The following is a 22774-nucleotide window of genomic DNA, read 5'->3' on the forward strand; positions in this document are numbered from 1 at the left end:
CCGGCGTCGCCGCCGGCCCGTTTGAACGTTTCGTCCGCCCGCCGGAGCGGCGCGCGCTGGTCAGTGCGTCGGGATGCTCGGACGGCGGTCGCGGCGGCGGTCGTTGGCCGGCTGGTAGGCGATGGCCGAATGGCAGGCGCAATAGGCGCTGCCCGGCGTGGTGCGGGAGCCGCAGAAGCGGAAGTCCGGCTGGCTGGGATCGCCCAGCGGCCAGCGGCACATGTTCTCGCGCAGGTCCATGATGGTGACGTTTTCCGGCGTGACCGCGGGGCGGGTCTCCACCAGCCGCACCGGGGGCGCCACATGGACGGCGGCGCGGGGCTCCATCGCCGGGGCGGCGGAGGCGACGGCGAGCGCCGCGTTGCCGCGCGAGGCGTAAGCCGGAGCCTGGGGCGCGCGCGCCACGGCGGCGACGCCGACGGGAGCTGCGGAGACGCGGGCGGACGCGGGGGCCGCCGCCGTCGGCTTGCGCAGGCGGGGCGCGGAGCTCGGCGCGGCCACCTTGGCCCGGCCGGACAGGCCCAGCCGGTGCACCTTGCCGATCACGGCGTTGCGGGTGACGCCGCCGAGCTCAGCAGCGATCTGGCTGGCGCTCAGACCCTCCGCCCAGAGCTTTTTGAGCAATTCCACCCGCTCGTCGGTCCACTGCATTGGACTCTCCATTCGCGTTTCGGCGGAATCCGCTTCGCTTCGCCAGCACGTGACTTGAGATCACGCACAGGCGTCGCCGCCGTTTCTACGCCAAGGATTTTTCGCTGCGCGGTACTCGCGCTTAACGGAAGCTAAACTAAGGCGCCCGGCGACTCAGCGGCAAGAGTCCAGAATGCAACACCGGGGTTTTCCCCACCTGTCTTGCGTCAGACGCGGCGCGGCCCGCGCGCAAGCACGGACCGCCTATGATTGACAAGGGGGCGAGCGCACATATTATCCGCGCGGAACGGAAGGGCCGCTCGGCTGGGGCGGCTCTTTTTGTTTTTCGCGCCGCGGGCCCCTCCCGCCGATCGATCGAAGCGTAACGTCCGTCTCGCCAGGGAGGGGGTCCATGTCCTCCGCCGCATCTCCGCTGCTTCCCGTGTTCGCCCGCGCCGACCTCGCCTTCGAGCGCGGCGAGGGCTGCTGGCTGACGGCGACGGACGGACGACGCTATCTCGACTTCGCGGCCGGCGTCGCGGTCAACTCCCTCGGCCACGCCCATCCCCATCTGGTCAAGGCGCTGACCGAGCAGGCGGCGAAGCTGTGGCACGTGTCCAACCTCTATCGCATCCCCGAAGGCGAACGCCTCGCGGAGCGGCTGGTGGAGGCGAGCTTTGCGGACGTGGCGTTCTTCTGCAATTCGGGCGCGGAGGCGCTGGAAGCCTCCATCAAGCTCGCGCGCAAGCACTTCCACGCCAACGGCCAGCCCGAGCGCTACCGGCTGATCACCTTCGAGGGCGCCTTCCACGGCCGCACGCTGGCGACCATCGCCGCCGGCGGGCAGGCCAAGTATCTGGAGGGCTTCGGTCCCAGGGTCGAAGGCTTCGACCAGGTCCCCTTCGGCGATCTGGAGGCGGTGAAGGCCGCCATCGGCCCCGAGACCGCCGGCGTGCTGGTGGAGCCGGTTCAGGGCGAAGGCGGCGTGCGGCCTGTGCCGCCCGCCACGCTGCGGGCGCTGCGGGAGATCTGCGACGCGCACGGCCTGCTGCTGGTGTTCGACGAGGTGCAGTGCGGCGTCGGCCGGACCGGAACGCTGTTCGCCTATGAGCAGGCGGGGGTGGCGCCCGACGTGATGGCGCTCGCCAAGGGCCTCGGCGGCGGCTTCCCCATCGGCGCCTGCCTCGCCACCCGCGCGGCCGCCGACGGCATGACGGCCGGCGTCCATGGCTCCACCTTCGGCGGCAACCCGCTCGCCATGGCGGTGGGCAACGCGGTGCTGGACGTGGTGACCGAACCGGGCTTCCTCGACCATGTGCGCCGGATGGGCCTGCTCATCCGCCAGCGCCTCGCCGGGATCGTCGACGCCCATCCCCGCCTCGTGACCGAGGTTCGCGGCGAGGGCCTGCTGATCGGCCTGCGCTGCGCGGTTCCGAACACCGAGGTCGCCGCCGCGTTCCGCGCGGAGGGGCTGCTCACGGTGGGCGCCGGCGACAACGTGGTGCGGCTGCTGCCGCCGCTGGTGGCGACGGAAGCCGACGTTGCCGCCGCCATGGACATGATCGACCGCGGGCTCGCCCGCCTGGAGCAGGACATGGGCCTCTCCGCCGCGCGGGGAGCCGCAGAATGACCGCCGCCGAGCCCCGCCACTTCCTCGACCTGTGCGACTTCTCCCGCGCCGAGCTGCGCGCCATGCTGAACGCCGGGCGCGACATGAAAGCCCGCCGCCGCACCCCCGCGGCCGAGGCCGACAAGCCGCTCGCCGGCAAGGTCATCGCCATGGTGTTCGAGCAGCCGTCCCTGCGCACCCGCATGTCGTTCGACGTCGGCATCCGCGATCTCGGCGGCGAGAGCATCATGGTGTCGGGCAAGGAGATCGAGCTCGGCGAGCGCGAGGCCATCGCCGACACGGCGCGGGTGCTGTCGCGCTTCGTGGACGCGATCATGATCCGCATGCTCGGCCACGACCAGCTTCTGGAGCTGGCGGAGCACGCCACCGTGCCGGTGATCAACGGCCTGACCAAGCGCTCCCACCCCTGTCAGGTCATGGCCGACCTGCTGACCTTCGAAGAGCGCAAGGGCGACATCGCCGGCCGCACCGTCGCCTGGACCGGCGACTTCAACAACGTGCTGGCCTCGTGGATGCACGCCGCCGCCCGTTTCGACTTCCGCCTCAACGTGGCGACCCCCGCGGAGCTCGGCCCCAACGCCGACATCCTCGCCTGGGCGAAGCGCGAGGGCGCGGACATCCGCGTCGGCGACGACCCGGAGGAGGCGGTCGCGGGCGCCGACGCCGTCATCACCGACAGCTGGGTCTCCATGGGCGACAGCGACTGGGAGCGCCGCCACAACCTGCTGAAGCCCTATCAGGTCAACGCCGCGCTCATGAAGCGGGCCGCGCCGGACGCCATCTTCCTGCACTGCCTGCCCGCCCATCGCGGCGAGGAGGTGACCGACGAGATCATCGACGGTCCGCAGTCGGCGGTGTTCGACGAGGCCGAGAACCGGCTGCACGCCCAGAAGGGCGTGCTGGCCTGGTGCTTCGGCGCGGTCTGAACGCCCGCGCCGAAGCCGATCTTGGCGGCTCGATCCCGGACGCCGCCGCGCCGGATCGGCATGCGGGCGTCCATGAGCGTAGATGTCGCGGCGAGCCGGACCGCCGGCGATGGTCGCGACGACGCCGCAGACGACCAGCGTTCCGGGCATGGGGGGACTCGCCGGTCGCGGCGAGCCGCGCCGCGAGCGACGCGCCGAGGTCACGCAAGGCGCCCGCAACGGACCGTCCTGAAGACCTTCCGCTTTTCCTTCGCCGTCGCTACATAGGCTGCATCATGACAGACCTTGCTCCCTCCGCCCTTCGCGAGGACGGCGACGACCGCATCCTGCCGTTCCAGATCGAAGAGCTCGACGTGCGCGGCCGCATCGTGCGGCTCGGGCCGTCCATCGACGCCGTGCTGGAGCGCCACGCCTATCCGCCGGCGGTGTCCAAGCTCGTGGGCGAGGCCGCGGCGCTCACCGCGCTGCTGGGCTCCGCGCTCAAGATCGAGGGCCGCTTCCAGTTGCAGACCCGCTCCGACGGGCCGGTGGGCATGCTGGTGGTGGACTTCGAGGCCCCCGACCGGCTGCGCGCCTGCGCGCGCTTCGACGCCGACCGGCTCGACGGCGCGGCGGGCGCCGGCGCCCTGCTCGGCCGCGGCCACATGGCGCTGACGGTGGACCAGGGCCCCGACCTGTCGCGCTATCAGGGCGTGGTGGCGCTGGACGGCGGCTCGCTCGAGGACGCCGCGCACACCTATTTCCAGCAGTCGGAGCAGATCCCCACCAAGATCCGCCTCGCGGTGGCCGAGAGCTTCGGCGCCGGCGCGCGCCATTCCTGGCGGGCGGGCGGCATCCTGGCGCAGTTCCTGCCCGAGGCGCCGGAGCGCATGCGCGTGACGGACCTGCCGCCGGGCGACGCGCCGGAAGGCGTGGAAGCTTACGAGACCGAGGAGGACGACGCCTGGGTGGAGGCCCAGACGCTGGTGGCGACCGTCGAGGACCACGAGCTGATCGACCCGACGCTTGCGCCCGAGCGCCTGCTGATCCGCCTGTTCAACGAGCGCGAGATCCGCGTGTTCGACAGCCTGGCCGTGCGCGAGGCCTGCCGCTGCTCCCGCGAACGGGTGCGGGGCATGCTGAAGAGCTTCTCCGGCGAGGAGCGTCGCGACATGCGCATGGAGGACGGCGGCGTTACCGTCACCTGCGACTTCTGCTCGACGGCCTATCCCTTCGCCGCGCCGGAGGTGGACGCCATCGACGCCGAGGCCGAGGCCGACGCCGGGACCGCGACGCCGGCGTGATCCGCCGAGGTCCGGTCCCCCGCCTGCGACGTCATTCCCCTGTCGAAAACCCCGCCGCGGCGCTTGCCTGCCGCGGCGGTTTCTTCTAGGTTCCGCCGCGAAACGACCCGTGCCGCCATAGCTCAGTTGGTTAGAGCGCTTGATTGTGGATCAAGAGGTCCCTGGTTCGAGCCCAGGTGGTGGTACCAATCTTTCCCCCCGACTCTTCCGCTGACTGACGGGCCTGACCGCGGATGCGCGCCGCGGCGCGCTCCCATGTTCTGGTTTTGGCCGGAAAACGGCGCCCGTCGGCGCAGGCGGCCCGGGCGCGACGCCACGGCGTCGGCGCGAATGAAGCCCATGCGGCGAGGTCCCGCCGCCGCACGCGTTCAACGTTCAGGCCGCCGCCGCACGCGCCTTGCGCGCCTGTGGGAGAACCGCCTCCTGCACCTTGTGCGCCCTGTGGCTTTTGTGTATTGAGGCCGCCATCGACGGCTCGCGAAATGCGGAGAGGTGCCAGAGTGGTCGATTGGGACGGTCTCGAAAACCGTTGTGCGGGCAACCGTACCGTGGGTTCGAATCCCACCCTCTCCGCCACGACTTAAGCTATTGTGATAGATAATATTTTTGGCTTTGAGGGTGCGAATTCCCTCGGATCTTCCCACCGTTACGGCCGCCTCGGCTGAGCCTCGCTCATCAGAGACGATTTCAGTGAGACTTCGGCGAACTTCTACGCTGAAGTCTCGCGCGGGCCTTTTAATGGTACGGCGGTCTCCCGGATATCTCGCTCGGGCGGACAGTCATCGAACCGTAGTGGGGAACGAGAGAAGCCGCACCGCAGGCGGCTCCGATGGGCAAGATGTTGTCCGATCAGGCTAAGCGAAACGCCTCGCGCTGACTTCGCCAGTCGAGCGGAAACCGCGTGTCGGCCATCAGCTTGCTGGCGGTCAGATCGGGATATCGCCCGTCGAGCAGTCCCGCCACGATATCCGGAGCGAGGAAGCTGATGCGGACCAGACGGGTCATGTAGGACGCGGTGAGGTTCTCCTCCCGTGCGACGTCGTCGATGCTCGCCCGGTCGTCGATCAGGCGGCTCCGGACGATCTGGGCGCGCGCCACGAGGCGGATCAGGCTGGCGTCGGCGGGCGCCTCTTCGGCCAGGCCGTCGATCACGAAGCGAAGTTCGTTCCCGCGCCGCTTCAATCGCGCCGGGACAGAGATGGTGGTCAAGTCTTCGTCCAGGCGATTCGGGATGGGGTGGGTGGCGGCCGAGCCTTCCGGGTCGGCCAGCCAAGCCTGCAGCCCGGTCAGCCCGATCGTCAGGTCGACCCTGTCCTGATGCACGTCGATGCGCGGAACGAAGGCCAGCAGCGCGGTGCGGACGTCGGGCGTTCCCAGCGCCGGCCAGCGCGCCGCGGCTTCTTGGCCAAGTTGGGTCAGCCGACGCTGGTCGCTGGCGCCGCGATCCGTTGACGAGCTCGCGTCCATGGTCGAGGCTGGGTCGGCGAGCATCCGCCCTACGCGGTCCCGCACCAGTTGCTCCAACGCCGGCGCCGGGAGGCGCAGGCCTTGGGTGTCCGTCCTCTTCCCGCTGACGAGGTGATGGGACACGTAGTACCGATAGCGCATGCCCTTCTTGACCGCGTGGCTGGGCGTCAGCCGTTTGCCCGCGGCGTCATAGACGAGGCCAGCGAGCAGGCTCGGTTCGGCGGCCGCGGTTCCGGTCGTCCGCTCGACCCGATTGTCGGCGAGGACTTTCTGCGCCTCTGCGAACAGCACCTCGTCCACGATCGCCGCGTGCTCGCCAGGATAGACCTCGGCCTTATGCACGATGTCGCCGCGGTAAATCCGGTTGGAGAGCATCAGATAGAGCGCGCCCCGTGAGAACGCCTTGCCGCCATAAGGCGAACCGTCGGCCGCCGTCCTGCACTTGCTGATCACGCCGGAGGCGTCGAGCTCCGCCTTCAGCTCCCGAACCGACCCTAGCTCTACGTAGCGGCGGAAGATGTTTCGGACGGTCGCGGCTTCCGCCTCGTTGACCACGAGCTTGCGGTCGCGGACGTCGTAGCCGAGCGGCGGCTGGCCGCCCATCCACATACCTTTCTTCTTCGAGGCCGCGATCTTGTCGCGGATGCGCTCGCCCGTGACCTCGCGCTCGAACTGCGCGAAAGACAGCAGCACGTTCAACGTCAACCGTCCCATGCTGGTCGTGGTGTTGAACGCCTGGGTCACCGAGACGAAAGAGACGCGATGCTTATCGAACAGCTCGACGATGCGTGCGAAGTCGCTGAGCGCGCGGGTCAGGCGATCGACCTTGTAGACCACCACCACATCGATCTCGCCCGCCGCAATGTCCGCGAGCAGGCGCTTGAGCGCCGGCCTCTCCATCGAGCCGCCCGAGAAGCCGCCATCGTCATAGAATGCGGGTGACAACATCCAGCCTTCATGACGTTGCGAGGCGACGTACGCCTCGCAGGCCTCGCGCTGGGCGTCGAGCGAGTTGAACTCCTGTTCGAGCCCCTCCTCGCTGGATTTGCGCGTATAGACCGCGCAGCGCAGCTTCGCGTGCCCTACCACTCTCGCGGCAGGCTTGCGGCTAGCCATGCTGGAGCTCCTCACGCGAAGGAGCTGCGGTCGGCGGGACGCCGTCGGGCGGCACGGCTTGCGGCGTGCGCTGTCGCACGAGGCCGAAGAAGCGCGGGCCGGACCAGTGCGCGCCTGTGATCGTTTTGGCGATGGGCGTCAGGGAGGCGTAGGTCTTGCCGTCGTATTCAAAGCCCTCCTCGATCACCGTCACGGTGTGCGTGCGGCCGCGCCATTCCCGAACGAGCCTCGCGCCGGGTCGAAAGCGTGCGCGAGGTTCAGGCCGGTCAGGATCCTCCTCCCGGAGCTCCTTCGTCTGGGCAGCGATCCGCCTGAGCGCCGCCTTGGACAACCCGCCATGCTCCCGCTCTTGCAGACGATACGCCAGCGCCCGAAGAACAAGGTCCCGGCTGAGCTGCGGAGGATCCGTGCGGAACAGGCGCCGCCATTCTTGACGGAGTCCGGAGGCGTCGAGATGCTCCAGCTCAACAAGACGCCGCTGGAGAGCGGATTGAGATCCGCCCTCAGGATGCTCACCGTCGCGACCACACGCCACGGCTCCTCCGGCTTTGATCGCGTAAGCGTCGCTCACCGTCATGCCGCCGGGGCTTGCGTCGACGTGGCGATGGAGTATCGCCGGTCGCCGCCGTCGAGCTTATTGGACGACACTTCAAAGCCCCTCTTGCGAAGACCGCTCAAGACCGCCCGGGTCGTATGCGGCAGCCAACCGGTGGCGTCGATCAAGTCGTTGAGGCTGGCGCCGCTCGGACGCGCCAGGAGATGGATCACGACCGCCTGCTTGGTTCCCGCCCTGACGGCGTCGATCTGCGGGGCGACATGCGCGGTTTCCTCTTCTTTCGCCTCCTCGCACTCGGCGCCGATCACTGCATAACCACCCTTGGTGATCTTCAGCCCGACAGGTTTGCCGTTCTCATCCTGTCGCCAGTGCGGCTGACGGCGCTGAACGATCAGCTCTGTCAGCAGCTGCTTGCGCAGCAACGCCGCGATCGTCCGTGCGACCGACGGGTGGGCGTCGGTCAGCACGACGAGGCCGTCGTCGCGCTGCGAGGCGGCGGACAGCAGGACAAGCTGAGCGTCGGTGAGCTTGGACGTGGGTGACGTGACGTTCGACATGAAGTGTTCTCCTTCGCGATCCGGCGACGATTGCCGCCGCCACTGACGCGACCCCGCACGCGCGGGGCAGGAGAAGGACGCCAAGGAGCCCCGAGAGGCGTCGGCTAGGTCGACTTCGACTTGCCCTTCAAGAAATCCTCGCCGACGCGCCGCAGCAGGCTCGCGCTCTGCAGCAGGTGGTTCGCCTCATAAAGCAGCGGTTCGATCTCGTAGGCGATGTCCATCGCCTCGTCGAAGCGCCCCAGCTTCAACAACTCCTGCGCCCCTCGCGCCCGCTCGCCGCTCTCCACCACACGACGAACCATCGCGCTCAGGCAGGCCTTTCCAAGCTTCTTCGACGTCACGCCCAAACCTCCGTCAGCGACTTCGGCACTGACGCTCCGTTCGGCAGGGAAGTGAAGTCCTTTCTGGCGACGCGGGGGCAGGAGCATCGTTCGCCCCCGATCTGACGACGCGTTGGTTTCGCGGTACCAGGAAGAGCTACAGCGGCTCAGACCCCTTACCGACGTTCGCAAGGTCTGCTTGCAAAGGCGTCAACTCACTCGGATCTCGTTGCCCGAGGCCCCTTCGACACCAACTCGCAGAATAAGCTCCGGCGAGTAGCAACCCACGTTTTGAAGATCTACGAGAACATGCCGTGACGAACGCCAGCGGGAGAAATTTCATAGCCTGTAATTTCAGCGGCGATCTCATCCAAAAATTGATTTCGTGCAACTTTCACGAACTCATAAATAATCCAGTTTCGATTTCCTCGAAGTAAGTGTATTAATTCCTTCGGTTTGTAGCGAGCAATCTCACTTAATCGGTGCATTGACAGGAACATCAAAGTGATATTGTATCGGCGAATCATGGCGTATGCTGCGAGATTTCTCTTAAGATACCAGAGTGGCTTGTCGGAAGTGATGTAATGGACGTCCAGTCGAATTGTGCGATGGAAATTCTTTAGCGCGTCGATGTCGGCGTTGGTGGGGCGTCGCGCGCCGGACCAAGCAAACTTGGCCACACTTTCCAGCCGGGTAGTGCCTTGGTACGCGCTTGTCTGAAACGTATTTGGAATTGTGCCGAGCGTTTGGCCATGCGTGTGTTCATCGGGCAGGTCCGCCCGAAACCAAGCTTGCCCATTCTGATGGACATACCTAGGGTTTCTAATGCTAAGAAATAGCTCTCCTCGAGAATAGCTAACGGCGACGGCACGATGTATGAATGGCAAATTACTTAAGATATCGCCCAAGGTGTACTGCTTTTGAGCCTCAATTTCGCCAAGATGCTGGATCAATGCAGGAACGAATCCGCCATTCCTTATCTTGATACCCTCGTTATCGATTCGGATTCTTGGGCGCACTCCCGTCCTTAGGTCAAGACCGGTAACGCCATGATATTCTGTATACGGAACATTGTTTGATTGTAAAAGCGCTTTGGCTGCATTGAGGAACGCATAATAAAGAGGAAGAGGCGCAGAATGTACAGGAAGGTCGCGAGCGGAATCAAAAAACGCCTTAGCTTGCTCCCAATAGATGCAGGCATCTTCTTTTCCTTGTTGTCTCAACCATAGTGAAACGAATTCCCAAGGGCTAGATGCGATAATTCTTTTTTCGTCAAAGTCTGGTGAAATCGTTGCGCGCGGGAAGCGAACGACCTTGTCGGAAATCCTGATCCTTTCCGCCATGCGGAGCTCCTAATCCAAGGGCGGCTAGCCCAGTCTCGTTCGCTTATTCGGAGCCATCAGCCTATCGGCCTGCGCTATGATAATTACGAAGATTGAATCTCCGCTTTGCGAGAGCTGTGCAATGCCCGCACTTGGCGCCAAGCGGCTTCCGGCGACTGGCTGCGCCTGACCCATGTCGGCCTTTCGATAGTTATCCGGCGAGCGACCGGGTGGGGCTCTTAGGCGAACTTGGGAATGTCAGGTTAGCGGCGCTAGCTATGCGCCTTTGCCTGCCGCCTTTTCAAAAGTGACGAGGTAGGTGGTCTTGATCCCGTCCGGCGTCAGCTTCGCCTTCTGCAGCGCCGCTTCGCAACGCTCTCTGAGCGCGTCGGCCTTACCCGGACTCGCGACCAAGTCGCTTAGAACACCCCGCAAGGCGCCCACCAACTTCGTAATTTCACCCAGCCGCAGGGCGTAGCTCCCCGCCGTGCTCGCCTTCTTGTCCGCAACAGCCTCGGGCAAGGCCGAGACCCGTACCGCCTCTCGACCAGGGTAGACGCCCTTGAACCAATTTTCGGCTTCAAGCAGTTGAGCGTGATCGCTCTTATAGAGCGGATTGTCCTCTTTCTTGCTTTTCGCCTCGATCACGAAGTCGAATGAGGCACCCGTGCGCCAGAGCACATCCGGTCCCTTGTTGTACACCTTCTCAGGGCGCTCGGCCTCGAAACCAAGGTATGAGCCCAGGTTAGCCAGCGCCTCTTCGTAACGCGCCGCCGACGCCTCCGGCACCAGCTCGGTCACCGCCTCGTCAAAGTCGGCAAGCAAAGCGCCGCGAAGGTCATACTCGAGCAGCCGGGCCACAATCGCCTTCGACTGCTTGCCGGGAATTGGCCGCGGCACGTAGGGCGGCCGAACCTTGGGTGGCGAATGGTTGTTGCTGATGGAGAAGGCGCTGGTTTGCAGCTTCTGACCGCGGTCCTCGTCATCCATCTGATAGGCGATGCGGGCGGCGGAGGCCGATAGCCAGGCACGGCGCTGGCCGTCCGACTTGAGTTCGTCGTCTCCGATTAGGTTCTCCAGTGTCTGAAGCGCCTTCTCATACTGACCGAGCCGCTGGAGCTTGAACGCTTTGCGCTCGCCGCCGGCGACCCGAAGCGCCAGGGTGTTGACGGGGACGGCGTGCGCCGCTTCGGCCAATTCCGACGCGTGGTACGCTACCCAATCGACGTCGCGGTTCAGGCACTTCATCACCGTCTCGTGGACCTCCTTCACCGTCGTGACTGTCCCGCTCATTTCTTGGCCCATGGTGAGTTGCACTCGCGTACTGGCGGTCAAAAAGGCGAGATTGCTCTTGCGGCCGATCCAGCCAACCAGGCGGCTCCCGATCAGCATCACCGCGCAATAATCCCCGCCGCCTCGCGTCCCGCGCCCAATGCCCTGCTCGATTCGCTGAGCCAGCAGCGAGCTGACGGCGGAGTCCGCGACGACATTCACGCGAAAGACGTCATAGTCCGAGGTGCCCTGGGGCAGGTTGTCCATGACTAGGAACCGGCAGGCGTTGCCGGCGAGATCGATCCCGTCATAACGGTTGGCTAGAACCACCGGGCCATAGCTCGCACCGGCCTGCATGGCCGCTATCTGCTCTCCCACGGCCTTGGCGTTGCTGGGATACTCTGCAACATCCTTCCACTGCTCGGCCGCCGGACCCGATGGGGTCAGGATCGCAGCGCCACGCTTATTCTCCGCCAGCTTTACTGCAATGTGCTTGACCATGGGGGTGATCGGAGTCCCCGCGAGCTTCATCAGCTCGGGTATGAGGATCATCCGCTCGCCGACGCCGGCCAGGGAAGCTGACGTGATGGGCTTACCGACCGCGTCCGCGGACGCACCGAAGGTTCGCACGATCTCGCTATCGTCAGCGATCGTCGCCGACATATAGATGCGGCGGGTGCAATCCTCGAAGGTCGGCAACAGATCCACCGGCGGGAAGATCGGCGTGATGGTCACCGACTTGCGGCTAAACAGGCAATGGGAGACCGCCAAGTTGTCCCGTAGGAACGGCCACACGAAAGGGTCGATCTTCTCGACAACCCCGGCGAGATATTGCTCAACCTCGGCAAGTTTGCGCTGCCAGGCCCAGCTTGGCACTTCCATCACGCCAAAGTCTCTGCCGCTCGTCACGTCGGCGAAGGAGCCGCTGCGTCCGACCTCTTTGAACGCGGTGCGGAAACGACCCGCGAGATCGGCGTAGACGTCCTCATGGTCCTTGGCTGAGATCGAGAGGCTGAAGGCTTCTCGCACCGAGGAAAGCGCGACATGCGCGTCGTCGAGAATAATGGTGCCGGCTTTGACGATGTCCTGGCCGGAGTTGCGAACACCGAATTTGCTACGGCCGTTGAACAAGGTCTCGTAAGACCCGACGAGGACGCTTTTCCCATCGTAGAAGTCGCCTGGCAGCGGCTGCTTTTTGACGTAGGGAACGGCGGAGATACCGTACTCCTTGCTCTTCGCAATCACCTGTTCGACGAGCTGATTAGTGGGCGCAAGGTAGATGACCGGCTCACCGAGCTCGTTCATCACTGACTGCGCCATCAAGAGCGCGACGAGGGTCTTGCCGCCTCCGGTATGCAGTTTGACCACCACGTCGCGGTCTGTACGGCGGACGAACCACGCATCGAGTACTTCCGCCTGGCTGGCATAGAGGTCGTTGATGCCGGGCGGTTTTGGCAGCCCATTGAAGATTTCACGGGGATTGATGGGCTTCGGCTTAGCCTTGCTTTCCCGAAGTTTTTTGAAATCTACCATTTACCCCCGCAGTGCGTCTGGTGACGGCAAGTCCCCGGTCAGATTATCCTAGCTGTCCGAGCTTGCCATGAGAGTCTGGACGGACGGCATGACGACGATCGGGCGCGACGAGACGATTAGATAGGAAGTACGACCCCGGGGCGAACATGGCGTCAGCGATAATCCGACACCTCGAAATTAGAGGCTTCCGGGGCGTGCGCGGTTTGAGCTGGTCTCCCCATCCCGAACTGAACGTCATTGTAGGGGCGGCCGATGGCGGCAAGTCGACCCTTCTGGAAGCCATCGCCCTGCTGTTTTCGCCGGCCCCCAACTATGGGTTGTCTGAGTTCGACTACCATGGGCGCAACCTCGACGCCGGGTTCTCTATCCAAGCGGTCCTGTCCTTCAGCGATATCAGCATCATGCGCGACGAGGGCTTTCCGGCACCGCCGATGCAGGGCTGGCTCAATGGCAAGCTGATCGACTTGCCGGACGAGGCGGGCGCGGAAGCCGTGCTGGTCTGCCGTCTCACGGGCACGCCCGATCAGGAGCCGCACTACGACGTCGTCGGCGCCGGTGGGGAGATTCGCGCCCCGTTTAGCCGCGCCATGCGCCGTCGCATCGGGTTGGCCCGGCTTGGTGTCGCGGATCGCGGCGACCGGGACATCCGCCTCGTTCAAGGCGGCGCCCTGGATCGATACCTTCAGGGCCAAGAGGTCCGTCAGACCGTCCTTCAAGCGGTGATGAAAACACCGCTGCACGACCAGCTCGACGCCGGCCCGAAGGCGGCGCTGAAGGCGATCAGCGACGGCTTCGAGACCCGCAATCTTCCCCATCCGGTCAGACTCGGCCTGGTCGGAACGCCAGGCGTCTCTTTGGCCGCGAGCGTCGGCCTGACGGTCGGTGCGGATGATCCCACCTCGTTGCCGCTTTCAGCCTGGGGCACCGGCACGCGCAGGCTCGCGGCATTGGAGATTTCGACGCTCGGCGTCAGCGCCGAGGCAATTGCGGTCATTGACGAGCCGGAGACGGGGCTGGAGCCGTACCGCCAGCGGGTTTTTATTCGCGATCTCGCCGCCCATGGCCGACAAGCCTTCGTCACCACGCACGCCCCAGCCGTTCTCGCGCAGGCGGCCAAGGCGGCGTCACAGACTTGGCGGATCGGCGACGCGCCGCCTCCCACTCTGCCGTTCGAGGAAAGCACGGTCGAAGAGCCGGCATCCCACGCCCTGTTCGTTATGGCCGGCGCGGAGTTGACCTTGATCGCCGCGACCCAGGCTGAAGCGCTGTTCGCCAAGCTGCCGGTGGTTTGCGAAGGAGCGACCGAAGTGGGCTTCGCGACTCGGATGCTGGAGCACCGCTTCGGCGAGGGCTTCTCATGCCGCGGAATCTACTGCCTCGACGCAGGCGGTCACTTCAAGGCGCTCCCCATCTGCAAGGCGTTACTCGCCGCGGGCTTTCCCTTGGCTGCGGTTGTCGATGACGAGGGCAAGAGGAGCGGGAGCTGGGCCACGATCTCCCAGGCGGCGAACCTGCTGCGGTGGGACAATGGGGCGTGTTTGGAGACGGCGGTTCTATCGGCGATGCCCGATGCCCAGCTTCAAGAAGTCCACCTTTGGGCTGAACAAGTCACCCACAGAAACGCAGCCCACCAACTGGCGGAGATCCGCCGAGAGCTTGCTGCGGAGAAAGGCCTGTCGGCCGCCCAGATGTTCGCAGACGCAGGCCGAGATGCGTTTCTTGCGGCCGTACTCGCGAGCGCGTGCCCCAAGCCCGAGGCCAATAAGAAGCCGCGCGGGTGGTTCAAGAGCTTCGATGGGGGCTACCTCCTCGCGGATAAGCTCCTGGCGCTCAGCCCCGCGCCCGCCCTCATGGCGAAGGTGGAGGCCTTCCTTGCGGCCGTCGAGGCGGCCACAGCGCCGTGAGCCGGTCGCTCGACGGACTGCTCCATTCCGATGCGCCCTTGGTCGTGGTCGAGGCGGCGGCGGGTTGCGGCAAGACCTGGACAGCGGCGAAATTCGCCAAGGAGATGTCCGCGCGGCTCGACCATCAACGGGTGCTGTTGCTGTCCCACACCCACGGTGCCTGCGGTGAGTTCCACCGACGCTGCGTCGGTCCAGGCCTGCGTATCGACGTGGAGACCTGTGACAGCTTCGCCCTGAAGGTCGTCGGACCTTACGCCGCCGCGCTAAGCCTGCCTTATCCCTTCGACCATCTGGTAGGTCGCTCCGAATTGCCATTCGAGACGATCCGCACGAAGGCGGCCGATTTAGTTCGGCGGTCGCCTACGGTCGCGCGCCTGATCAGCGCTCGGTATCCGGTGATCATTCTCGACGAACATCAGGACGCCAGCCTCACACAGCATGAGCTTGCGATGACTTTGATGGCGGTCGGCGGGTCGCGATTGCGGGTCTTTGGCGACCCCATGCAAGCGCTGCACAGCGGGATCGGAGTGCACTATGTCGACTGGGATGCGCTGTGGGCCAACTGTCGGGACCGGCGCGAACTCACAGAGCCGAAGCGATGGGACGAGGCTCCGGAACTCGGCAAGTGGATCACCGCCGCCCGCACGGTCCTGAAAGCTGGCGGATCGGTTGGGCTGCACGACGCTCCCTCGGAAGTCCGGGTCCGCGCGGAGGCTGGTTTAGCAGGCCGCAAGAAGTTCAAGAACCCCCGACTGGCCGGAGAAATCCTGCACGCCTTCCTCGACGACGGACAGGGCCGGGCCGTCGTAATCGCTCACCTGAGCGATATGGTGCGCGCCCTGGCTCAGGGTGCGAACTGGCGAGCCGGGGTGAATGAGGGGGCCGTGCTGGAATATCTCGACCGGCTTCTCGCGGACGCAGAGGAAGAAGCGGCGACCGCCGCTAAGCTCGCGGCCGGATTTTTGACCTTCGCGACCGACATAGGGTCAGGCTTCCCGAAGGCATTGCGCGAGGCCATCAGCAATCGGGCGGGCATCCAGCTCAATCGTAACCAGGCCGGGGCCAAGCAGTTGCCCTGGCTCCATGCGCTTGAGTTGATCTACGCCGACCCCAGCCACCGCGGCCTCGCCGGGGCGATGGATCGGTTGGTCGCGAGTCCACCAGCCGGGTATCGCGTCCGCTTTGGCGATCACGCCGCAGCGCTTCGGGCGATTGGACGGACCGACGATCCGCGCGGCCACCTTCATGCGCTGAGCCGGTTGCGCCGCCGTCGAAACTTGCCGCACCTGAGCACGAGCACAGTTCACAAAGCCAAAGGGCTTGAGTTTCGCCGCGTCCTGGTTTGTCCGGGCGACGCCCAGCAGTTTCCGGCGGGCGCGTATGGCGCGCGCCTGCTTTATGTCGCTATGAGCCGCGCCACCCATCAGTTGACCATTGTCACAGACTCTTCCTCGCCCATTGTCCATCTGGGTTAGCGTTTGAGGTGGTTTGGCAGCCGCCGAGACGAGGCCATGCGGCAACGGATGATGCCTTTAGCGCGTCAGGGCCAGCAATCAGCATAACCCAAAGCAGAATTGAGAAGATCCGCGTAGGGTCGGCTTCGGCCATTCAGAGAGCCTGCCGAACGGCCGCTAGTCGGCGTTGACCCAACTTCCGCTCATGACCGATTGCGTTGAAGAAGTCGGTTGTTCGACGACGCATGGGAGCAACTGGCCAGGCGGCGAGCGGCCTTTCGCCTTTTCAGGCCGGGATCGGGCTCGGCGCCGGGACCAACTTCGCCAGCTTCCTGAGGTTTTGGGCGGTGGCGGCGAGCAGGAACTCGTCGCGGGCGCCGCATGGACCTCGAAGCCTTAGACGGTCGAGCCGCAGGATGCGCTTCAGGTGCGCGAACAGCATCTCGACCTTCTTCCGCTCGCGCCGGGAGGCGGCGTAGGCGTCGGTCTTCGCGATGTCCCTCGCCATGTCGCGAGCGCCCTCGTGGATCGAGCGAGGGATCTTCCGGGCCGGCGTGTTGGGGCAGCATTGCGGTTTAAGGGAGCAGGCGTCGCAGTCGAACTTGCTTGCGCGGTAGCGGATCATGCCGTCGTCGTCGACGAGCAGAGCTGAGCTTCGGTAGACCCTCTGGCGGGGTCTCAGCTCCTTCCCGGCCGGGCAGGTGTAGAGGTCGCGGACGTGGTCATACGGGAAGTCCGAGCGGCTGAACGTGCCATCGGTCCGGGCGCTCTTGTCGAACACCGGGATGTGCGGCTCGATCCCGCGATCATGGACCAGCCAGGCGAGCATCTCGGCCGAGCCGTAGGCGCTGTCGGCGGCGAGCCGCTCGGGCCACAGCCCGAAGCGGTCCTGCGCTCGCTCAACCATCGTTTGCGCGGCGCCGACCTCGGCCTGCCGGATCGCGCGGCTGGGCTCGACGTCGACGATCACCGCGTGGTCGAGGTCGATCAGGTAGTTGGTCGCGTAGGCGAAGAAGGCGTGGCCCTTGTGTGCGCCGGTCCACTGCGCGGCCGGATCCGACCGCGACACGAACTTCGGCCGGGTCTCGCTCGCCGCGCCCCAGGCCGCATCGTCAAGCGTGTCGAGGTACTCGCGGACTGAGCGCCGCGTCGCGGCCAACTCTTCCCAGTCGACCTCGTCCCTGCCGTCCGCCGAGCGCTGACGGTTGGCGTGGCCCGGATCAGGCTGGCGTCGACCGCGAAGCCGTCGCCGCCCACAAGCCCCTCAGCCATGCAGCGCCGGACGACCGTCTCGAACAGCTTGCGCAGCAGGTCGCTGTCGCGGAAGCGGCCATGGCGGTTCTTCGAGAAGGTCGAGTGGTCCGGCACATCGCCGTCGAGGCCGAGCCGGCAGAACCAGCGATAGGCGAGGTTCAGATGAACCTCCTCGCACAGTCGCCGCTCAGACCGGACGCCGAAGCAGTAACCGATCAGCAGCATCCGGATCAGCAACTCCGGGTCGATCGAAGGACGACCGGTCGAGCTGTAGAAGGGAGCCAGATCCCGCCGCACCTCAGACAGGTCGACGAAACGATCGATCGCCCTCAGCAGGTGGTCCTGCGGCACATGCCGCTCGAGAGAGAACTCATAGAACAGCGTCGCCTGGTCGACCTGCCGCTCGCCCATCATCGCCGTCGCCCTCCGCCTGTAGGGCCTAGTGAATCAGCGGCGGCGTCACGCTTCAACGACGGAGTTTTTCAACGAAATCGACCCTAAACCGACGTTGCTGGGGTCCGCAGATCGGCTGTGGGCGCGAACGATCTAGCGCTTCTGAGCGAGTGCCGCTGCCACCAGCGCGTTCGCAGCAGCGACCACCGCAAGCACCTTAAGCGTCATTCCTGGCCCAGCCTGAGCCATCACTAGCCCGGCGATGAACGGGGCGAGCGCCTGAACAACCAATTTGGGCGCGGCGAGCCGTCCCATCACGACCGGGTAGCGGGCCGGACCGAACAGAGCGAGCGGGACCGTGCCGCGGGAGATCGACCATACGCCGTTCCCCGCGGCGTAAAGCACGACCGCGACGGCGGCGGGCCCGGCTCCGAGCGCGAGCAGGACCGTGCCGACCGAGACGAGCGCGCCCGCGCAGGCGAGCGTGGCGGTCGGATGCAGGCGGTCGCCGACCAGCATCTCGACGACGCGTGCGCCGACCTGCGATGGGCCGATCAGCGCCCCGACCGCGACGGCCGCCGCGAGCGCCATGCCCTGGTCCTGCAAGATCGTGAGCAGGTGAACCGAGACCGTCGTCTGGACCGCGCCGTTGGCCATCAAGATCGCCGCCAGCAGCAGGAACGTCCCTCGCTCACGCGACGACATCGTGCCGGCCCCGGCACTGTCGGTCGTAATCGGAGGCTTGGGGGCCTCCCGCGGCAGCAGCAGGAACAGCGCCGGGGCCATGACCAGCACCTGCGCGGCGGCGTAGGCGAAGCAGGCGCCGCGCCAGCCGACGTGCTCGACGGCGAGCGCCGAGAGCGGCCAGCAGACGGTACTGGCGAAGCCGCCGAACAGGGTGAGGTTGGTGATGGCGCGCCGGGCCGACGCCCCGAAGATCCGGCCGAGCGTCGAGAACGCCGCGTCGTAGAGCTCGGCGCCCATTCCGACGCCGAGCACGGCCCAGCCCAGCAGGTAACTCGCGAGGCCCGTTGATGAGCCGACCGCAGCGAGGCCCGCGCCCATCAGCAGCGAGCCCACGGCCATGGTCGGCCGCCCGCCGAAGCCGTCGATCATACGGCCGACGAACGGCGCGGCGATCCCGGAGCAGAGCAGCCCGATCGACCCACCGCCGACCACCCAGGCGAGCGGCCATCCGGTGTCGGCCGAGATCGGCGTCGCCAGCACCGCGAGCAGGTAGAAGCTCGAGCCCCACGAGACGATCTGCGCGATCCCGAGCAGCGGGACGGCGATCCTGCCGCCCGGCGGCGCCGAAGCCGTCTCCACGCCTCAGACGGCCTGCTTGAGGTTCACCCGCGCCTCGAGCGCCGCCGCGCTCTCCTTCCGCTCGCTGTAGCGGTCGGTGAGGTGGTCGGAAACGTCGCGCGTGAGGAGCGTGAACTTCACCAGCTCCTCCATCACGTCGACCACGCGCTCGTAATAGGGCGACGGCTTCATCCGGCCGTCCTCATCGAACTCCTGGTAGGCCTTGGCGACGGATGACTGGTTGGGGATCGTCAGCATCCGCATCCAGCGGCCGAGCACCCGCATCTGGTTCACGGCGTTGAACGACTGCGAGCCGCCGGAGACCTGCATCACCGCGAGCGTGCGGCCCTGCGTGGGGCGGACGGAGCCGACCGAGAGCGGGATCCAGTCGATCAGCGACTTCATCACCCCGGTCATCGCGCCGTGCCGCTCGGGGCTCGTCCAGACCTGCGCCTCGGACCAGAGCGACAGCTCGCGCAGCTCCTGAACCTTGGGGTGATCCACGGGGCCGCCGTCCGGCAGCGGCAGGCCCGTTGGATCGAACACGCGCGTCTCGCAGCCGAGGCGTCTGAGCAGGCGCTCGGCCTCGAAGGTCAGCAGGCGGCTGTAGGAGACGGGCCGCAGCGAGCCGTAGAGCAGAAGGACCCGCGGCGGATGGGTCGAACGCGGACCGTGGAGCCGCGAAAGGTCGGTCGGGCGGAACGAGCTCTCGTCGAGGTTCGGCAGATCGCTCACGACTCCGCTCCCGCCTTCACGACCTAGACGTCCTCCTTGGTGAAGTCGCCCGCGAGCGGCGCTGGCAGGATCTCCAGCACGACCTCCGACGGCCTGCAGAGCCGAACGCCGCGCGAGGTGAACACGAACGGGCGGTTGATCAGGATCGGGTGCTTGAGCATGGCGTCGAGGATCGCGTCGCCGGTGACCGACGGATCGCCGAGGCCGAGCTCCGCGAAGAGCGTTTCCTTCGCCCGGGCGGCCTCCCGCGGGGTCAGTTCGGCGGCGGCGAACGCCTTCGCCAACTCGTCGCGCGAAGGTGGCGCCTTAAGGTACTCGACGACGGTCGGCTCAACGCCCGCGGCCCGGATCATCGCTAGCGTGTTGCGGGACGTGCCGCAGGCGGGGTTGTGCCAGATGGTGACGGCCTCGGTCATCGCGGCGTCCTCAGGAACGGGATTCGGGAGCGGCCGCGCGAACGCCGCGGGCCTCGTACCAGGGTTTTGAGCGGTTCACGATCCACACGACCGACAGCATGACGGGCACCTCGATCAGCACCCCCACGACGGTGGCGAGCGCGGCCCCGGACTTGAATCCGAACAGGCTGATGGCCGCGGCGACCGCGAGCTCGAAGAAGTTCGACGCCCCGATCAGCGCCGACGGGCCGGCAACGCAATGGGCCTCGCCCGAAGCCCTGTTCAGCAGGTAGGCGAGGCCGGAGTTGAAGTAGACCTGGATCAGGATCGGCACCGCCAGCAGGGCGATGACGAGCGGCTGGGCGACGATCTGCTCCCCCTGGAAGGCGAACAGCAGGACGAGCGTCGCGAGCAGGGCGACGAGCGAGAGCGGCTGGATCTTCGCCAGCAGGCGGTCGAGCGAGGCCTGTCCGCTAGATGCCAGAATCCGTCGGCGCAGCACCTGCGCCGCAATCACCGGCACGACGATGTAGAGGCCGACCGACAGGAGCAGCGTGTCCCAAGGCACGGAGATCGCCGACAGGCCCAGCAGCAGGCCGACGAGCGGCGCGAAGGCGACGATCATGATCGCGTCGTTGACCGCCACCTGGCTCAGCGTGAACAGGGGGTCGCCCCTCGTCAGGTTCGACCACACGAACACCATCGCGGTGCAGGGGGCCGCGGCGAGCAGGATCAGCCCGGCGATGTAGCTGTCGATCTGGTCCGCGCGCAGCCAGGGCCGGAACAGCCAGCCGACGAACAGCCATCCGAGCAGCGCCATCGAGAACGGCTTGACCGCCCAGTTGACGAACAGCGTCACCGACACGCCCCGCCAGTGAGCCGCGACCTTACGCAGGGCGCCGAAGTCGACCTTCACGAGCATGGGGACGATCATCAGCCAGATGAGCGCCGCGACGGGCAGGTTCACGCTCGCGACCTCAAGCGAGCCGATCGCGTGGAAGATGCCCGGCGCGACGTAACCGAGCGCGACGCCGACCACGATGCAGAGAAAGACCCAGACGGTCAGGTAGCGCTCGAACAACGACACGGTCAGGCCCTCGCGGCCGTATCGCAGCCGCAGCCCTTCTCGAGCTGCTCGAACACTGGCGCGCACACGTCGGGATGGCCCTTGCAGCAGTCCTCGAGCAGGTAGTTCACGAGGCCGCGCATGCCGTCGAAGTTGGCGGCGTAGAGGATCGAGCGCCCGTCGCGGACCCCGGTGATAAGCCCGGCGCGGGCGAGGATGGCGAGGTGGGTCGACAGCGTGTTCTGGAGGCAGCCGAGCGCCTCGGCGATCCCGCCCGCGGGCTGCGGCTCGGGGGCCGTCGTGACGAGGTGCTTGAAGATGCGGAGCCGCGTGGATTGGCCCAGCGCCGAGAGGGCGTCGAGGGCCGAGGCTTCGCGGTCGGTCGTGGAGTCGGGCATGTCGCCTCCGTTGATGGGAGGCATTTGTATCGAAATATCGATGAGTGTCGATATCTTGGGACCCCAAACAGCCTCGACGAGGATCTTTCGAGGCCATGGCCATGCAAGCGAAAGCGCTAGCATAGGACCCGGGAACGATTGTGTGATTTGGACACCTCGCGCGATCGGACTGCGGCTGCGGCAACTGACATGGGAGGAGCTGGAGTGAACCGGGGGCGTGAGGTGCTGGAGGCGCGACAGGTCGCGATCTACTTCGCGGCGATCGTCCTGGGCGGACTTGCCGGAATGGCGCTCGGCGGCGCCGAGGCGCTCGAGGCCGCAATCAACCCGGCTCTCGCACTGATGCTGTTCGTCACCTTCCTCCAGGTCCCGCTGGTCGAGCTCGGCGCGGCGCTGAGGAACGGACGCTTCCTCGCCGCGCTCCTCAGCGTGAACTTCGTCGCCGTCCCGCTGCTCGCCTTCGGCCTCGTCCAGCTCCTGCCGGACGACCCGCTGCTTCGGCTCGGCGTCCTGTTCGTGCTGCTGACCCCGTGCATCGACTACGTGGTCACCTTCGCCCACCTCGGGGCCGGGGCGACGCCCGACTGCTGCTGGCCTCGACCCCGATCCTGCTGATCGCCCAGATGGCGCTCTTGCCCGTCCAGCTCGGAGCGATGCTCGGCGACGGCGCCTCGGCCCTCGTCCAGCCAGGACCGTTCGTCCATGCCTTCGTCTGGCTGATCGCTCTGCCCTTGCTGCTTGCCGCGGCGGTGCAGTTCTGGGCAAACCGATCCCGTGCTGGGGCCTGGGCGTCGGCGGCGCTCGGCCTGCTCCCGGCGCCCGCGACCGCGCTGGTGCTCGTTCTGGTGCTGGCGGCGGTCGCCCCGAGGATCGGCGAGGCGCTGCCGTCGGCGCTCGCCGCGGCCCCCGTCTATGTGGCGTTCGCCGTGCTGGCGCCGCTGCTGGGCCTTGCCGGGGCCCGCCTGTTCGGCCTCGACGCCCCGGCCGGGCGCGCGGTCGCCTTCAGCGCGGCGACGCGGAACTCGCTCGTCGTCCTGCCGCTCGCTTTCGCGGTGCCAGGCGGCGCACCAATCCTCCCTGCCGTCATCGTCACCCAGACGATCGTCGAGCTGCTGAGCGAGCTCGCTTACATCCGCCTCGTGCCGAGGCTGCATCCCGATCGCCGGGTCGCTGCTGCTTGAAGGGCGCAACGCCGGGTGGCCTGCGAGTGGGCGACGGCTCGCCGCACGCGCGGCGAAGGTCTCTCCACCAGAGC

Annotated in this window: 19 protein-coding genes, 2 tRNA genes and 1 pseudogene; 9 read left to right on the forward strand and 13 right to left on the reverse strand. The window is 66.4% G+C overall.

Annotated features, from left to right (window positions below):
- Window positions 1–60: 60 nt before the first annotated feature.
- On the reverse strand, window positions 61–651 hold the full coding sequence (locus tag PKE85_RS16770; protein WP_271205908.1) for a GcrA family cell cycle regulator: 591 nt from the start codon (window positions 649–651) through the stop codon (window positions 61–63).
- 391 nt (window positions 652–1042) lie between these two features.
- On the opposite strand from PKE85_RS16770, the gene PKE85_RS16775 reads away from it, so the two are divergent.
- The 5 genes from PKE85_RS16775 (at window position 1043) to PKE85_RS16795 (ending at window position 5045) form a co-directional block, all read left to right on the forward strand.
- Window positions 1043–2260 (forward strand): aspartate aminotransferase family protein, encoded by a 1218-nt coding sequence (locus PKE85_RS16775; RefSeq protein ID WP_271205909.1) that lies wholly within the window; start codon window positions 1043–1045, stop codon window positions 2258–2260.
- Window positions 2257–3186: an ornithine carbamoyltransferase gene (gene argF, locus PKE85_RS16780; RefSeq protein ID WP_271205910.1), complete on the forward strand. Its 930-nt coding sequence runs from the start codon at window positions 2257–2259 to the stop codon at window positions 3184–3186. The genes PKE85_RS16775 and argF overlap by 4 nt, the downstream gene beginning before the upstream one ends.
- A 275-nt stretch (window positions 3187–3461) precedes the next feature.
- Complete coding sequence (locus PKE85_RS16785; RefSeq protein ID WP_271205911.1) at window positions 3462–4469, forward strand: Hsp33 family molecular chaperone; 1008 nt, start codon at window positions 3462–3464, stop codon at window positions 4467–4469.
- A 111-nt stretch (window positions 4470–4580) separates the two neighbouring features.
- A tRNA-His gene (locus PKE85_RS16790) sits at window positions 4581–4657 on the forward strand.
- Between the two features lie 298 nt (window positions 4658–4955).
- Window positions 4956–5045: transfer RNA gene (locus PKE85_RS16795), tRNA-Ser, on the forward strand.
- A 273-nt stretch (window positions 5046–5318) separates the two neighbouring features.
- On the opposite strand, the gene PKE85_RS16800 is transcribed toward PKE85_RS16795, so the two are convergent.
- The 6 genes from PKE85_RS16800 to PKE85_RS16825 form a co-directional block, all read right to left on the reverse strand.
- On the reverse strand, window positions 5319–7052 hold the full coding sequence (locus tag PKE85_RS16800; protein ID WP_271205912.1) for a recombinase family protein: 1734 nt from the start codon (window positions 7050–7052) through the stop codon (window positions 5319–5321).
- Window positions 7045–7623: a DUF2924 domain-containing protein gene (locus PKE85_RS16805; protein ID WP_271205913.1), complete on the reverse strand. Its 579-nt coding sequence runs from the start codon at window positions 7621–7623 to the stop codon at window positions 7045–7047. The genes PKE85_RS16800 and PKE85_RS16805 overlap by 8 nt, the downstream gene beginning before the upstream one ends.
- Window positions 7624–7625: 2 nt before the next feature.
- Window positions 7626–8165 (reverse strand): DUF3489 domain-containing protein, encoded by a 540-nt coding sequence (locus PKE85_RS16810; protein ID WP_271205914.1) that lies wholly within the window; start codon window positions 8163–8165, stop codon window positions 7626–7628.
- 104 nt (window positions 8166–8269) lie between these two features.
- Window positions 8270–8509, reverse strand: a complete 240-nt coding sequence (locus PKE85_RS16815; RefSeq protein ID WP_271205915.1) for a hypothetical protein — start codon at window positions 8507–8509, stop codon at window positions 8270–8272.
- Window positions 8510–8787: 278 nt separating this feature from the next.
- A complete protein-coding gene (locus tag PKE85_RS16820) occupies window positions 8788–9831 on the reverse strand; it encodes a YaaC family protein (RefSeq protein ID WP_271205916.1) in 1044 nt (347 codons plus the stop codon).
- Between the two features lie 255 nt (window positions 9832–10086).
- Complete coding sequence (locus tag PKE85_RS16825) at window positions 10087–12615, reverse strand: DEAD/DEAH box helicase family protein (protein ID WP_271205917.1); 2529 nt, start codon at window positions 12613–12615, stop codon at window positions 10087–10089.
- 146 nt (window positions 12616–12761) lie between these two features.
- Here PKE85_RS16825 and PKE85_RS16830 point away from each other — a divergent pair, with 146 nt between their 5' ends.
- Entirely contained in the window at window positions 12762–14519 is a 1758-nt protein-coding gene (locus PKE85_RS16830) for an ATP-dependent nuclease (RefSeq protein WP_271205918.1), read from the forward strand.
- Window positions 14516–15994: an ATP-dependent helicase gene (locus PKE85_RS16835; RefSeq protein ID WP_271205919.1), complete on the forward strand. Its 1479-nt coding sequence runs from the start codon at window positions 14516–14518 to the stop codon at window positions 15992–15994. The genes PKE85_RS16830 and PKE85_RS16835 overlap by 4 nt, the downstream gene beginning before the upstream one ends.
- 265 nt (window positions 15995–16259) lie before the next feature.
- Here PKE85_RS16835 and PKE85_RS16840 read toward each other — a convergent pair.
- From PKE85_RS16840 to PKE85_RS16865, 6 genes and pseudogenes are all read right to left on the reverse strand, one after another.
- Window positions 16260–17641: pseudogene (locus tag PKE85_RS16840) on the reverse strand (IS1182 family transposase).
- A gap of 132 nt (window positions 17642–17773) precedes the next feature.
- On the reverse strand, window positions 17774–18946 hold the full coding sequence (locus PKE85_RS16845) for an MFS transporter (protein ID WP_271205920.1): 1173 nt from the start codon (window positions 18944–18946) through the stop codon (window positions 17774–17776).
- A gap of 3 nt (window positions 18947–18949) precedes the next feature.
- On the reverse strand, window positions 18950–19660 hold the full coding sequence (gene arsH, locus PKE85_RS16850) for an arsenical resistance protein ArsH (protein ID WP_271205921.1): 711 nt from the start codon (window positions 19658–19660) through the stop codon (window positions 18950–18952).
- Window positions 19661–19683: 23 nt separating this feature from the next.
- Window positions 19684–20076 carry an arsenate reductase (glutaredoxin) gene (gene arsC, locus PKE85_RS16855; protein WP_271205922.1) on the reverse strand — a complete coding sequence of 131 codons (393 nt, stop codon included), beginning with the start codon at window positions 20074–20076 and terminating at the stop codon, window positions 19684–19686.
- A gap of 10 nt (window positions 20077–20086) precedes the next feature.
- The gene (gene arsB, locus PKE85_RS16860) at window positions 20087–21142 is read right to left on the reverse strand and encodes an ACR3 family arsenite efflux transporter (RefSeq protein WP_271205923.1); all 1056 of its coding nucleotides are present in this window, start codon (window positions 21140–21142) and stop codon (window positions 20087–20089) included.
- A 2-nt stretch (window positions 21143–21144) separates the two neighbouring features.
- Complete coding sequence (locus tag PKE85_RS16865) at window positions 21145–21519, reverse strand: ArsR/SmtB family transcription factor (protein WP_271205924.1); 375 nt, start codon at window positions 21517–21519, stop codon at window positions 21145–21147.
- Between the two features lie 204 nt (window positions 21520–21723).
- On the opposite strand from PKE85_RS16865, the gene PKE85_RS16870 reads away from it, so the two are divergent.
- The gene (locus PKE85_RS16870; RefSeq protein WP_271205925.1) at window positions 21724–22134 is read left to right on the forward strand and encodes a hypothetical protein; all 411 of its coding nucleotides are present in this window, start codon (window positions 21724–21726) and stop codon (window positions 22132–22134) included.
- Between the two features lie 8 nt (window positions 22135–22142).
- Window positions 22143–22700 (forward strand): bile acid:sodium symporter, encoded by a 558-nt coding sequence (locus PKE85_RS16875; RefSeq protein WP_271205926.1) that lies wholly within the window; start codon window positions 22143–22145, stop codon window positions 22698–22700.
- The last annotated feature ends 74 nt before the right edge of the window (window positions 22701–22774 follow it).

Source organism: Methylopila jiangsuensis, from assembly GCF_027922305.1.
Taxonomy (GTDB): domain Bacteria; phylum Pseudomonadota; class Alphaproteobacteria; order Rhizobiales; family Methylopilaceae; genus Methylopila; species Methylopila jiangsuensis.